The organism is Clostridium estertheticum, from assembly GCF_018861295.1.
GTDB classification, from domain to species: domain Bacteria; phylum Bacillota; class Clostridia; order Clostridiales; family Clostridiaceae; genus Clostridium_AD; species Clostridium_AD estertheticum_D.
Map to the genome: position 1 here is coordinate 50530 of NZ_JAHLDM010000013.1, position 14707 is coordinate 65236.

Consider the following 14707-nt stretch of genomic DNA (forward strand, 5'->3'; position numbering starts at 1 on the left):
TTTATACACTATGTTTATTAAGGAGTTAAGATGATAAAAGTAAAATTAAGTGATAAACAATTTAATTATGATGTATTTCAAATCATAAATTTATTTTATTTTTTTCCGGACATTAAATTCGTAGAAGAAGATTATGATTTTAATATTAATGTAGGAGAAACTGTAATAGATATACAAGGCGAGCCTGAAAGCTTTAAGTATTTTGTTAATAATACATATAAACTTAAGGATGAAGTTAAAAAGGCTGTTTTTATATATTTTTCAAAAAACACAACTCAGGAACTTCCCTGGGGTACCATAATAGGGATTAGACCCTCTAAAAAAGCTCTTGACTTGCTCGAAAGGGGAATAACAGACGATAAAATAATCGCAGAGTTTAAAGAAAAACATGTTACAAGAGAAGATAAAGCACAACTTTGTATCGATGTTGCAAAGTTTGAGCGAAATATTGTTAATAAAGAAAAAAATAATATAAGTATTTATATTGATATGCCATTTTGTCCTACTAGGTGTATATATTGTTCTTTTACTTCTAATCCTATAGGTAAATGTAAAAATATTGTTATGCCTTATCTTGAGGCTTTGGCTCATGAGATTAAGAGTATAGGTAATTATGTACGCGTAAAGAAGTTAAATATAGAATGTGTATATTTTGGAGGGGGTACCCCCACATCAATAAACAATGAACAATTTGAGTTTATAATGAATTATATATATGATGCATTTATTTTGCAAAACAATGTGCGCGAATTTACAGTAGAATGTGGAAGACCGGATAGCATAACACGTGAAAAATTAATTACTATGAAAAAATATGGGGTACATAGAATAAGCATTAACCCTCAAACTATGAATGATGATACATTGGAATTAATTGGAAGAAATCATTCTGTAGAAGATGTTTTCAAAAAATTTGAAATGGCAAGGGAATTAGGGTTTGACAATATAAATATGGATTTGATAGTAGGTCTACCTGGAGAAAAAATTTCACATATGATTAAAACTTGTAATGAAATTTATAAGATTAAACCAGATAGTATTACAATTCATGGTATGTCTATAAAAAGAGCTTCAAGACTTCATGAAAATATGCTTAATAATTATAGGTTTGAAGTTCCAGGGCAAGAAGAATTAAATAAAATGTATGGGCTTACTGTAGAATTAACAAAAAAACTTGATATGAAACCATATTATATGTATAAGCAGAAAAATATGATAGGCAATATGGAAAATATAGGATACACAGCTCTTTCTAAAGAAGGAATCTATAATATTCAAATGATTGAAGAAAAACAGACAGTCATTGCACTAGGTGCAGATGCGGTTTCTAAAGTCGTGTTTTTAGATGAAAATAGACATGAAAGGTTCGCAAACGTAAAGGATGTTCGTGAATACATAAAAAGAGCAGATGAAATGATTGATAAGAAAATTGTATTACTAAATACATTATATACTTAAAATATAATGGATATTAAAGCGCCTAAGGGTACTGATTTAAGTGTTAATATAATTTATCATAAGGAAGGAGAAAAATAAAATGGCAGAAGCATTAAATGGTTTAAAGAGAACCAATATGTGTGGAGATCTTAGAGAATCACACATATCAAATACAATAACAGTAATGGGCTGGGTTCAAAGAAAAAGAAATCTAGGGGGACTTGTTTTTATAGATTTAAGAGATAGAACAGGAATACTTCAATTAGTATTTGGAGAAGAAATAAACAAGGAAGCTTTTGAAAAAGCAGATAAAGTAAAACCAGAGTACTGCCTTGCTGTAACTGGTGAACTTGTTAAAAGACAATCTCCAAATGAAAATCTCCCAACAGGGCTTGTAGAGGTTAAAGGCGAGAACATAAAAATATTGTCTGAATCAGAAACACCACCTATATATATAAAAGAAGGTCTAGATGCAGCAGAAAATATACGGCTAAAATATAGATACTTAGATTTAAGAAGACCAGATATGCAAAAAATATTTATGATACGATCTAAAACAACTAAGGTTGTTCGCGACTTTTTAGATGAAAATGGATTCTTAGAAATAGAAACACCTATGCTTACAAAAAGTACTCCTGAGGGTGCAAGGGATTATCTAGTCCCAAGTAGAAATTACCCAGGTATGTTTTATGCACTTCCACAATCACCACAGCTATTTAAACAATTACTAATGGTGTCTGGATATGATAAATACTTTCAACTTGCAAGATGTTTTAGAGATGAAGATTTGAGAGCTAATAGACAACCAGAGTTTACACAAATTGATATAGAGATGTCGTTTGTTGAAGAAGATGATGTTATGGCTATTAACGAAGCACTAATTAAAAAAGTATTTAAAGAAGTTGTGAATGAAGATGTTAAGCTTCCTATAAGGCGAATGAAGTATAAAGAAGCTATGAGTAAATATGGTTCAGATAAGCCAGATATAAGATTTGGAATGGAAATTAACGATATTACAAGCGTTGTAAAAGATTCTGAATTTGTAGTGTTTAAAAGCGCTATAGAAAATGGTGGCTCAGTAAGAGCTATAAAAGTTGAGAATGCTGCAGATATGGGAAGAAAGAAACTAGACAAATTTGGTGAGTTTGTTAAGACTTATAGAGCAAAAGGGCTTGCCTGGATTGCATGTAAAGAAGATGGAATAAAATCACCTATGGCTAAGTTTTTTAGTGACCAGCAAATGCAAGAAATACTCGATAAGGTAGAGGCAAAAACTGGAGATTTAGTCCTTATTGTTGCAGATAAGGATAGTATAACACTACAAAGTTTAGGAGCCTTAAGATTACATGTAGCTAAAGAACTAGAAATTTTAAAAGATAATAAGGAATTTAATTTTGTATGGATTACAGAATTCCCTTTATTTGATTATAGCGAAGAAGAAAATAGATATATAGCAGCACATCATCCTTTCACAATGCCAATGGATGAGGATCTACAGTATCTTGAATCAGATCCAGGTAGAGTTCGTGCTAAGGCTTATGATATAGTCTTAAATGGAGAAGAATTAGGTGGAGGAAGTATAAGAATACATAGTTCTAAGCTTCAAGAAACTATGCTTAAAGTCTTAGGATTTACGCAGGAAAAGGCATGGGAAAGATTTGGTTTCTTACTAGAAGCATTTAAATTTGGACCACCACCTCACGGCGGACTTGCTTTTGGACTAGATAGAATGATAATGTTTTTAGCAGGAACAGATAATATCAAGGATGTTATTGCTTTCCCGAAAAATCAAAATGCTTACTGTCCAATGAGTGAGGCACCAAACATGGTCGATGACAAACAGTTAAAAGAACTTGGTATTACAAAAGCTGAGGTAAAATGATAAATGATGATGATAAATCAATAAATGACGAATTAGTAAAAAATATTCAAGTTAGATTGAGAAAGATTGAGGGACAAGTTAAAGGTATAGAAAAGATGATAACAAGTGAAGCTTGCTGCAAAGACGTATTGGTTCAAGTTGCCGCAGCAAGAGCCGCTATGAATAAAGTTGGTGGACTTGTTTTAGAAAGATATACAAAGAACTGTCTTTTACATGAAGATAATGGTAGTGATGAAGAAAAGAATGAAGAAAAAGCTAAAATTGAAGAGCTAGTCTCAACTTTTCTTATGTTTTTAAAGTAAAAATAAAGAAGTAAAATTTGATATCAAATTTTACTTCTTTATTTTTATTTTTTTAAAAATCGTACTTATTGAAGCTACTAATACTATTCCAACTGCAATTGCACCTGCACTAAATAGTGTCTCAGCGCCTTTGGTTAGGGCAACAGTAAAATTACCTTTTACAGCTTCAAGGGTGGCATAATACATTCCACCACCGGGCACAAGGGGTATAATTGCACAGATTACAAACATAGTCACAGGATTTTTATATAATCTTGCCATTATTTCTGAATATATGCTACCAACCATTGATGCAAGAAACAATGAAAAAACGAGGGATGGTTGAAGTCTTCCAGAAATAAGATAAGTTAGCCAAGCAAGTCCACCTCCAAGTGATGCAATTATTAGGTTTTTACCACGGATGTTAAATAGTACTCCAAAACATAGAGAACTTAAAAATGCGTAAAAAGAATTAAGAATCATACAAGAGTACCTCCAAACAATAAGAACCAAATTTTGAAAATTATACTCGTGCCAGAAGATATGGCAACAGCTATAAATAAAGCCTCTATTGATCTAGATATACCAGAAACTAAATCTCCAGCAATAGTATCCCTTATTGCATTTGTAATGGCTATGCCAGGTACTAATAACATTATTGATCCTATTATTATAGTATCCATATTACCTACTAAATGAAGTGAATTAGCTATTAGCGCTATGAGTGCAGCTACAGAACCGCTAAGCGTATTTTTTAAAAAACTATTTATTTCAAATTTATCTAAAAATAAACTTAAATAATTAATAAGGGCTCCGATTATAAAGGCTACAAAGAAATCTTTATAATTTCCACCAAAAAGTAACGTAAAAAATCCTGCGCAGAAAGCTGAAAAAAAAGTAGTAGTCTTTTCAGAATAAGGTTGTAAATTATTAATATATTCAATTTCTTTTTTTATATCAACTATTGATAAAGGGGCCGATACAACTTGCCTTGATAGATTATTAATCATGGAAACCTTGCGAAGATTAACCGTCCTAATGTGAATTCTTCTAATTAATGAAATGGTATGATTTTTACTATTAGTTATAGAAATCATAATGCCCGTAGGAGTAACAAAACTCTCGGTTCGTGATACGCCGTAAGACTTACATATCATAGTTATTGTTTGCTCTACCCTATAAGTTTCCCCACCATTTTCTAAAATGATTTTACCGGCTTCAGCAGCGATTTGAATGATATCGTCAGTATACATATAATCTCCTTTCTGAATAAATTTAACTTTAGATATTATATAGTATATAATAATAAAATTGCTCTATCAGTATATACCATAAAGCTAATAAATTCTTATTAGTTAGAAAATTAAGTTATCTTATTTATTATTTTGCGGATTTTAATATGTAACTTATGATTAAAAAATGTGATTTAGGTAGCGCTAATTTCTTATATTAATAATATTTTATAAGAAAAACAATAAAAATTCATGAAATTAGCATGTTTTAGTTGATAATTATCGTATAAAATTTTATAATATACTTATACTATTTATTTCTGAAATTTCAGAGTATTATTTTTATTGATTTTTATAATTATTAACGGAATCATTTTATTAGATTGTTTAATTTAAAAGACGAGAGGAAGGGTATGAACATGGAAGAATATTTAAAAAACAGTGATTTAGCAATTTATGAAATAATTGAGGAAGAGAATACAAGACAGGAGGATCATATTGAACTAATTGCTTCAGAAAATTTTGTTAGTAGAGCTGTACTTGAAGCAAATGGATCTATATTAACTAATAAATATGCAGAAGGATATCCTGGAAAAAGATATTATGGCGGTTGTGAAGTAGTTGATAAAGTAGAAGATTTAGCTCGCACACGAATTAAAGAACTTTTCGGTGCAGAACATGCTAATGTGCAACCTCATTCAGGATCTCAAGCTAATATGGCTGTATATTTCTCTGTGCTTAAACCAGGAGATACAGTACTAGGTATGAATTTGAGCCATGGAGGACATTTAACTCATGGAAGTCCGGTAAATTTCTCTGGAATATTATATAATTTTGTTCCTTATGGTGTTGATTTAGAGACAGAAACAATAGACTATGAAAAAGTTAGAGCTTTGGCTAAGAAACATAATCCTAAAATGATAGTTGTTGGAGCTAGTGCTTACCCAAGAGCTATAAACTTTAAACTATTTAGAGAAATATGTGATGAGGTTAATGCGTATATGTTCGTAGATATGGCACATATAGCAGGCCTTGTTGCAACGGGCGCACATGAGTCGCCAGTTCCATATGCTGATTTTGTTACTACAACAACTCATAAAACTTTGAGAGGTCCTAGAGGTGGAGTAATTTTATGCAAAGAAAAATATGCAAAGGCAATAGATAAATCAATTTTCCCAGGTATGCAAGGAGGACCTTTAATGCATACTATAGCAGCCAAAGCTGTTTGTTTCGGAGAAGCTCTTAAACCAGAATTTAAAGTTTATATTGATCAAGTGGTTAAAAATGCTAAGCTACTTGGAAAAGAACTTCAAAAATATGGATTTAAATTAGTATCTGGTGGTACAGATAATCATCTTTTATTAATAGAATTAACAAATAAAAATATTACTGGTAAGGAAGCTGAAAAGTTATTAGATATCGTTGGGATTACAGTAAATAAAAATACTGTACCAAATGAAACTTTAAGTCCATTTATTACAAGTGGTATAAGAATTGGTACACCGGCTGTAACTACAAGAGGATTTAAAGAAGAAGAAATGAAAATAATAGCTGAACTCATAAATGAAACTATAGAAAATAGAGAAGGAAATTTAGTACCAATTAGAGAAAAAGTAAAAGAGTTATGTAGTAGATTCCCATTATATAAATAGAAAGAATAAAAAGTAGCAGTAACCTAATTTACTTAGGTTGCTGCTGTATGTTTTTATGCTAGCTTTTGATATAATTAAGGTATTAATATAATTGAAGGTTGTTAAACATTAGAAAAAAATGCTAGGGGGATGAATTATGATTGACTCACATATACACACAGATTTTTCAAATGACTCTGAAATGAAAGTTCAGAATGCTTTGGAACAATCAAGAAAAAGTGGTATAGGTATGACTTTTACAGAGCATCTAGATTTAAAATTTGAAGCAGGAGTAGATATTGGGTTTGATATAGATAAGTATTTTAATGACTATGAAAAATATAGGAGTAAAAAGCTTATGCTTGGAATTGAAATTGGAATGCAAGAAATTTGTTTAGAGGAAAATAGAGAAGTTGCAAACAAATATCCTTTTGACTATATAATTGGGTCTATACACGCAGCAGGTGGGGAAGATATTTACTGCTCAAAATATTATGAAGGTAAGACAAAAAAAGAAGCCTATGACAAATATTTTTTAAGTATGATTGCGAATGTTAAGCAGTATGACTTCATTGATAGCTTAGGCCATATTGATTATATATCGAGATATGCGACTTACAATGATAAGGAAATACATTATCATGAGTTTGATGAATACATAAATGAAATTTTTAAAACAATAGTAAAAAATGAAAAAGTTATTGAAATTAATACTAGGCGTCTTGGAAACAGGGAAGCATATAATAATTTAATTAATATTTATAAAGCATATAGGCAAGTAGGTGGAAAATATGTAACCATAGGTTCAGATGCTCATAATGCAGAAAATATTGGTGCTTATTTTACTCAGGCTATTAGTCTCTGTGAAATATGCAACTTGAAACCTGTTTATTTTAAAGAAAGAAAAATGGAGTATATGTCTATATAATAAACTATGGGTTACTTACCATATGTGTTATACTGCAGGCAATGACTGCAGCTGTAATGGCTCCATCTCAATGCGCTTTTATAACTTCAATAGTTTCTAGTATTACTATACCTATTATAATATTATTTTTATAAGTTTATTTAAGTGATTCGTTTTAAACAAGATTTTACAAGGAGGTTTTACAAATGAAAATTAACTTTACGGATAATTTAGAAAGAGGTTTGAAATATTTGCAAACACAAGGTGCATTCTTAACTGTAAAATCTGGTGAAAAAATCAATACAATGACTATAGGGTGGGGAAATGTAGGATATGTTTGGAATAGACCTGTATTTACTGTAATGGTAAGGGAATCAAGGTATACAATTGATTTCCTAGAAGGTTCTGATAATTTTACAGTTAGCATACCCTTAAGTAAAAAATTAAAGAATGAATTAATGGTGTGTGGAAGTAAATCGGGGAGAGATATCAATAAATTTAAGGAGTGTAATTTAACACTTGAGAAGAGTAAAAAAGTAGACACTCCAATAATTGCTGAGTGTGATCTTTTTTATGAATGCAAAATAGTGTATAAACAAAAAATGGATCCTAAGTTACTTTCAGAAGATATCGTAAAAAACTTTTATGAAAATGGAGATTATCATACATTGTATTATGGAGAAATTGTAGAAACTTATATAAAATAGAAAAGTTTTAGATTATTAAAATAGTACACAGAGGTAAGTGTACTATTTTTTTGCCCAGAAAAAATACATATTAAAAGTCAAAAAGTGTCTTTTTCATATTTTCATATTTAGTAATGTAATATTTTCTCCTTAAAGAAATCTGTTCTAGAGCGTAAGCCAATATATCGATTTCCTCGTATGTGTTATAAAGTCCAAAACTAATTCTAACCATTCCTGGGTGATATAAATCAGGATTTTCTATGCGTTTAATTAGAAACTCATTAGAAATACCTAGTAGTTTAACTAGGTATGGTTGGGCACAAAAACAACCACTTCTTACCGAGATACCGCATTCATAGGAGAGTATTTTTGCAACCAGTGCGTGATGCATTCCGCATATATTAAATGGGATTATGCTAACTCTGTCAACACATCTAGAAGTGTCGCAATATATTTTAACATTTGGTATATCTTTTATTTTATTGAGGGCATAGGTCGTCAACTTCTTTTCAACACGCTCCACGTTATCCATACCAATTTTACTTAATGTCCTAATAGCTGAGGCCAGGGCTATAGATCCTATAACATTTGGTGAGCCAGCTTCATGTCTCTGTGGAGAGTCATTCCATTTTATAAAATCATGAGTGACAATATCGACTGTTCCGCCACCTACTAAATCAGGTTCACAATTATCTAAAATACTTTTAGGCCCTATTAATACTCCAGTCCCAAAAGGTGCATACATTTTATGAGCAGAGAAAACCAGAAAATCTATATTATATTCTGAATTTTTACTATTCATTATAAAAGGAGCATGAGGAACTAATTGTGCTCCATCAACTAATAATTTAGAATTAAATTTATGAACTAGTTTAGCTATATCATATATAGGGTTTTTGTAGCCAGTTACATTTGAAGCACCTGTAATTGTAACTAATCTTACATAATTATTGTACTTATTCAATTTAAACTCTAAATCATCTAAGGACAACTTCCCATCTTCATCTACAGATATATATTCTACAATAAACTTATCTCTCCAAGGTAGGTCATTTGAGTGATGTTCCATATCCGTAGTTAATATAACATTTTTTTTATAAGGATTGTACAATAAATTGGATAGTTTATTAAGGGCTTCTGTGCAGTTTTTAACATAGATAACTGTATTATTAGAATTAGAATTAACAAAGTTACTTACAATGTTTCTAGAATCATCATATACTTTGGTAGTTAATTGGGACTTATATCCTTCACCACGATGAATGGAGGAATACCATGGTGCAAAATCAATAATATCTTCCATAACAGATTTAAATGGTGGTGTAGTTGCTGCATTATCAAAATTAATTGCAGTAACCATTTTCCCGGATATAAGAGGGACCTTTTTATTTATGCCAAGTATCAAATCTCTGTAGCTTGGACTATTATCTTTAAATGACATGATACTCCTCCTCGCATACTTATTTACAGTATATAATATTAGAATTACGAGGAAAAGGTGATACAAAATTATGATTTTGAGAAATAAGACTTAAATATTAACCATTTTATAAGCTTCATCTAAACTAGTAGTTTTTTGCATGCCGGTGACCATATTTTTTACTGTAACAGTTTTATTTTGTGTTTCTTCATCGCCTATTAAAATTGTATATGGTATTCTTAATTTATTTGCATAACCAAGTTTCTTTACTATTTTAGTGTCCTCAAGGTAAATTTCTGTAACAATACCCTTGTCTCTTAAGGATTTTGCAAAAGAAATTGCATAATCAATAACATTATTATCAAGTGGTATGACGAGTACTTTTGTTATACAGCTGTTTGCGTCATTTTTAAAGAATCCAACTTCATTTAATTGATAAAATAAGCGAGTTAAGCCAATTGAAATTCCTACTCCTGGTAATTTTTGTTTTGTATAATATTCTGCTAAATTATCATAACGTCCACCGGAACACACAGAACCAATAGATGGGTATTCATTTAAAAATGTTTCATAAACCGTGCCTGTATAATAATCAAGACCTCTTGATATTTTTAAATCGATTTTAAAATTATTATCCGGAACTCCAAACAATTTCACATATTTTGAAACGGTTGAAAGTTCACATACACCATCTTTGAATGTTGAATTAGAAATATCTAAATTCTTTAAAAATAGTAGGATATCTTCGTTGCTTCCACGAGCATTAATAAACTCAAGAATTTTATCTATAACTCCCTTACTTAATCCACTAGTTAATAGTTCTTCAACCGCTACAGCGACTCCGATTTTATCTATCTTATCAATAATCCTTAAGACGTCAGATTTATCTTCAATACCTAAAGATTCAAAAAAACCATTTAGAATTTTTCTGTTATTTATTTTTATGGTGAAATCCTCGAAACCGAGATTGTTAAATATCGAGTAAATGATACTAGGAATTTCAGCATCATTTAAAATGCTTAAATTGTTGCTTCCAACAATATCAATATCGCATTGATAAAATTCGCGAAAGCGCCCTTTTTGATTTCTCTCTCCTCTATATACCTTTCCAATTTGATATCTTCTAAAAGGAAAAGTTAAGGAATTAGAATTTTGAGCCACATACCTTGCGAGGGGAACGGTTAAATCAAATCTAAGAGATAAATCATTACTACCCTTTGAGAATCTATAGATTTGTTTTTCAGTTTCTCCACCACCTTTTGCGAGTAAAATCTCTGATTTTTCGATTACTGGAGTATCTATTGGCATAAATCCAAAACTTTCATAAGTTTTTCTTATTGTATCTGCTAATTTGTTGAACTGAATTTGATCTGCTGGTAATAACTCCATAAATCCAGGTAAAATTGATGGTTTTACAATTTCATTTTTCATTATTAGTACCTCCTATAAAAATATAAAAAACCCGACATAAGTGTTGTACTTACATGGGTGATCATCCTCTAAAGTGCTTGCTAAATTATACTATATATAATTGAATACTTCAAGGATGAATATAAATTTAGTTTTAATGTTATTTTAAGACTTTAACGACATTTCAGAAGGAGAGTCTCCCACTTCAATAAATGAGAGTTAATTACCCTATTAAAAACAAAACTTCAGTGGGTGTATAAATCTCCTTCTGAAGTCGTTAATCGGCAGCGACCCAGGAGATGATTTAATGATTATGTAATATCAAGTATTATGGATATATTATCTGATTATTAGTGGATAATCAGATAATATGGGTTAGGGATAGATATAATAAAAGAAAATCCTTAAATTTATAGTTGACAAGAATACTAGGGTTTGATATTATGAATTTAGAAAGTGTAGTAAAACACTCTACTTTAATAATAACTCATAAGGAAAGATTCGCTATTGTAAGCAGTTATTACATACTTAAACAGAGTGAAAACTTTAGAAGTGTAAATTTCCTTATGGATTTGTTAATGCTTCACCACCTGCGATGATAAATAACACCTTAGGTGATGATGAATGACACCTAAGGTGTTAATGAATAGCTGCGCAGATGATGACAAAAAGGAGTGATTAAATGAAATTATCTACAAAGGGAAGATATGGAGTTAAAGCCATGGTAGATTTAGCGATAAATTATGGAGAACAACCTGTATCTATAAAATGTATATCTGAAAGACAAGGTATATCTGAATATTATTTAGAACAATTATTTTCATCACTTCGAAAAGCCAAGCTTATTAAAAGTGTAAGGGGATCACAGGGTGGATATTTACTCAATAGACCACCTGTGGAAATAACCGTTTATGATATTATTAATGTACTTGAGGGACCAATAGAAATTTCAACTTGTCTTCATGATGAAGAATGCACTAATATTGATTGTTGTGCCACTCGCCCATTATGGAAAAAAATTAAAAATAGTATAGATAGTGTAACTACTTCTATAAATTTAAAAGATATTGTATCAGATTATAATGAAATGACATTAATTAAAGGAGTGAAGGACAATGAATAAATCAATTTACATGGATCATGCTGCAACAACATATGTTAAACCAGAAGTTATGGAAGAAATGCTTCCGTATTTTACAAAATATTTTGGTAATCCATCTTCTATTTATACCTTAGCAAGGGAAACTAAAAAGGCTATTGATATTGGACGTGACAAGGTAGCGAAGGCAATAAATGCTGATTCAAGTGAAATATTTTTTACAAGTGGAGGTTCAGAAGCAGATAATTGGGCTATAAAGGGCATCGCATCTTCTTACAAGAAAAAAGGAAATCATATAATAACAACAGCTATAGAACATCATGCAGTACTTCATACCTGTGAATATTTAGCGAAAAATGGATTTGATATTACATATTTACCGGTAGATGAATATGGATTTATTAATATTAAAGATTTAGAAAATGCAATTACAGATAAAACCATCTTAGTATCAGTAATGTTTGCTAATAATGAGATTGGAACAATAGAACCTATAAAAGAAATAGGAGCATTATGTAGAAGCAAAAAAATACTTTTTCATACTGATGCAGTTCAAGCTGTAGGGCATATACCAGTTGATGTAAAAGATATGAATATAGATTTATTATCACTTGCTGGTCATAAATTTTATGGACCAAAAGGCATAGGAGCTTTATATATAAGAAAAGGTATTAAAATAGAAAATTTAATACATGGTGGTGGGCAAGAAAGAAATAAAAGAGCTGGTACTGAAAATGTAGCTAGTGTAGTTGGAATTGGTAAAGCGCTAGAACTAGCAGTTGAGAACATGGAAGAGAATAATAAAAAACTAGTTATTTTAAGAGATAAACTTATGAATGGATTATTAAAAGTACCTTACACAAGACTTAATGGACCAATAGGAGAAAAAAGACTTCCAGGAAACTCTAATATTAGTTTTAGATTTGTTGAAGGTGAATCCATATTGTTAATGCTCGATGCAAAGGGTATCGCAGCGTCAAGTGGAAGTGCATGTACATCTGGGTCTTTAGATCCATCTCACGTGCTTCTTGCAATTGGCCTTATTCATGAGATAGCTCATGGATCACTTAGATTAACAATAGGTGATGCTACAACTGAAGAAGAAGTAGATTATGTATTAGAAACAGTTCCAAAAGTTATACAAAGATTAAGAGATATGTCACCATTATATGATGACTACTTAAAGAAGGGGGAAAAATAATATGGATTACAGTGCAAAAGTTATGGACCATTTTACTAATCCAAGAAATGTAGGAGAAATTGAAAATGCTAGTGGTATAGGTGAAGTTGGTAATGCTAAATGTGGAGATATTATGAAGGTTTATTTAAAAGTTGAAGATAATATAGTAGTAGATGCAAAATTTAAAACTTTTGGTTGTGGATCAGCTATAGCTTCTTCAAGTATGGCAACAGAACTTATTAAAGGTAAATCTATAGATGATGCATGGACATTAACAAATAAAGCTGTAGCTGAAGCTCTAGATGGACTTCCTGCAATAAAAATGCATTGCTCAGTACTAGCTGAAGAAGCAATTCATATGGCAATAAATGATTATAGAAAAAAAGCTGGTCTAGAGGAATTTGATTATGAAGAACACGATGACATACATGGTGAAATACCAGAAGAATAGGTGATTTTAAATGAAGAAAAAAGTAGTTATTGGAATGAGTGGTGGAGTAGATAGCTCTGTAGCGGCGTATCTTTTGCAAGAGCAAGGTTATGAGGTTATAGGAATTATGATGAAGCTCTCAACAGATAATCCTGATTATGAGGAAAATGAAGGCGGATGTTGTTCTATATCAGCGGCAAATGATGCAAGACGTGTTGCTGATGTGTTAGATATACCATTTTATGTTATGAATTTTAAAGATATTTTTAAAAAAAATGTTATTGATAATTTTATTGATGAATATATGGAAGGTAGAACTCCAAACCCTTGTATTGTATGCAATAGGACTATTAAATTTGATGAATTTTTAAGAAAAGCGAGAGCACTTGGTGCTGATTATATAGCTACAGGGCATTATGCTAAAATCGAAAAACAAGATGATAGGTACGTGCTTAAAAATGCAGAAGATAATAAGAAAGATCAAACATATGCTTTATATGGTTTAACGCAAGATCAATTAAGCCGTACTCTAATGCCTTGTGGAGAATACACTAAACCAGAAATACGAAAGATTGCAGAGAAAATTGGTCTTGAAGTTTTTAAAAAAAGGGATAGCCAAGAAATCTGTTTTATACCTGATAATGACCATGGAAATTATATTAAAAAATATAGTGGCAGAGTTATAAAACCAGGAGACTTTGTTGATAAGCAAGGAGTAGTTATAGGAAAACACAAGGGAATAGTGTATTATACTATAGGACAAAGAAAAGGACTGGGCATTGCTCTAGGAAAACCTGTATTTGTTAATGATATTAATCCTATTACTAATCAAGTAATAGTAGGTGATGAAGAAGATATCTTTAAAACTGGGCTCATAGCTAAAGATTTGAATTTTATTCTTTTTGATAAATTAACCTCAAATTTAAAAGTTACAGCTAAAATTAGATACTCGGCAATTCCACAATCGGCTACTTTAATTCCTATGGAAAATAATAGAGTAAAGGTTGTTTTTGATGAGAAACAAAGAGCTATAACCAAAGGTCAATCGGTAGTTTTCTATTTAGAAAACTTAGTAGTTGGCGGAGGAATAATAGAGAAAATTTTATAAATTC

Annotated in this window: 14 protein-coding genes; 10 read left to right on the forward strand and 4 right to left on the reverse strand. The window is 30.7% G+C overall.

The genetic code is table 11. From position 1 onward, the window contains the following. Positions 1-30 precede the first annotated feature (30 nt). From KPL54_RS13750 to KPL54_RS13760, 3 genes are all read left to right on the forward strand, one after another. Positions 31-1458 (forward strand): coproporphyrinogen III oxidase, encoded by a 1428-nt coding sequence (locus KPL54_RS13750; RefSeq protein ID WP_216107108.1) that lies wholly within the window; start codon positions 31-33, stop codon positions 1456-1458. 79 nt (positions 1459-1537) lie between these two features. Continuing rightward, a complete protein-coding gene (gene aspS, locus KPL54_RS13755; protein ID WP_216107109.1) occupies positions 1538-3319 on the forward strand; it encodes an aspartate--tRNA ligase in 1782 nt (593 codons plus the stop codon). Next, positions 3316-3621: a metal-sensitive transcriptional regulator gene (locus KPL54_RS13760; protein ID WP_216107110.1), complete on the forward strand. Its 306-nt coding sequence runs from the start codon at positions 3316-3318 to the stop codon at positions 3619-3621. Before aspS ends, KPL54_RS13760 begins: the two co-directional genes overlap by 4 nt. A 30-nt stretch (positions 3622-3651) precedes the next feature. Here the strand turns inward: KPL54_RS13760 and KPL54_RS13765 are convergent, their stop codons facing one another. Next, a complete protein-coding gene (locus KPL54_RS13765; RefSeq protein ID WP_216107111.1) occupies positions 3652-4083 on the reverse strand; it encodes a threonine/serine exporter family protein in 432 nt (143 codons plus the stop codon). Beyond that, positions 4080-4853, reverse strand: a complete 774-nt coding sequence (locus KPL54_RS13770; RefSeq protein WP_216107112.1) for a threonine/serine exporter family protein — start codon at positions 4851-4853, stop codon at positions 4080-4082. Before KPL54_RS13770 ends, KPL54_RS13765 begins: the two co-directional genes overlap by 4 nt. 398 nt (positions 4854-5251) lie before the next feature. Here KPL54_RS13770 and KPL54_RS13775 point away from each other — a divergent pair, with 398 nt between their 5' ends. The 3 genes from KPL54_RS13775 (at position 5252) to KPL54_RS13785 (ending at position 8077) form a co-directional block, all read left to right on the forward strand. Beyond that, positions 5252-6484 (forward strand): serine hydroxymethyltransferase, encoded by a 1233-nt coding sequence (locus tag KPL54_RS13775; RefSeq protein ID WP_375372993.1) that lies wholly within the window; start codon positions 5252-5254, stop codon positions 6482-6484. Positions 6485-6620: 136 nt separating this feature from the next. Beyond that, a complete protein-coding gene (locus KPL54_RS13780) occupies positions 6621-7391 on the forward strand; it encodes a histidinol phosphate phosphatase (protein ID WP_216107114.1) in 771 nt (256 codons plus the stop codon). Between the two features lie 185 nt (positions 7392-7576). Next, the gene (locus KPL54_RS13785; protein ID WP_216107115.1) at positions 7577-8077 is read left to right on the forward strand and encodes a flavin reductase family protein; all 501 of its coding nucleotides are present in this window, start codon (positions 7577-7579) and stop codon (positions 8075-8077) included. A gap of 70 nt (positions 8078-8147) precedes the next feature. On the opposite strand, the gene KPL54_RS13790 is transcribed toward KPL54_RS13785, so the two are convergent. Beyond that, entirely contained in the window at positions 8148-9497 is a 1350-nt protein-coding gene (locus tag KPL54_RS13790) for an aminotransferase class V-fold PLP-dependent enzyme (protein ID WP_216107116.1), read from the reverse strand. A 90-nt stretch (positions 9498-9587) separates the two neighbouring features. Continuing rightward, entirely contained in the window at positions 9588-10907 is a 1320-nt protein-coding gene (gene hisS / locus KPL54_RS13795; protein ID WP_216107117.1) for a histidine--tRNA ligase, read from the reverse strand. A gap of 661 nt (positions 10908-11568) precedes the next feature. On the opposite strand from hisS, the gene KPL54_RS13800 reads away from it, so the two are divergent. From KPL54_RS13800 to mnmA, 4 genes are read left to right on the forward strand one after another with little or no spacing between them, the layout of a single operon-like run. Next, positions 11569-12009: an RrF2 family transcriptional regulator gene (locus KPL54_RS13800; RefSeq protein WP_216107118.1), complete on the forward strand. Its 441-nt coding sequence runs from the start codon at positions 11569-11571 to the stop codon at positions 12007-12009. Continuing rightward, the gene (gene nifS / locus KPL54_RS13805; protein ID WP_216107119.1) at positions 12002-13186 is read left to right on the forward strand and encodes a cysteine desulfurase NifS; all 1185 of its coding nucleotides are present in this window, start codon (positions 12002-12004) and stop codon (positions 13184-13186) included. Before KPL54_RS13800 ends, nifS begins: the two co-directional genes overlap by 8 nt. A 1-nt stretch (position 13187) precedes the next feature. Beyond that, positions 13188-13616, forward strand: coding sequence for a Fe-S cluster assembly scaffold protein NifU (nifU, locus tag KPL54_RS13810; RefSeq protein WP_071612965.1), 429 nt, complete (start codon positions 13188-13190; stop codon positions 13614-13616). Between the two features lie 10 nt (positions 13617-13626). Continuing rightward, positions 13627-14703, forward strand: a complete 1077-nt coding sequence (mnmA, locus tag KPL54_RS13815; protein ID WP_216107120.1) for a tRNA 2-thiouridine(34) synthase MnmA — start codon at positions 13627-13629, stop codon at positions 14701-14703. The last annotated feature ends 4 nt before the right edge of the window (positions 14704-14707 follow it).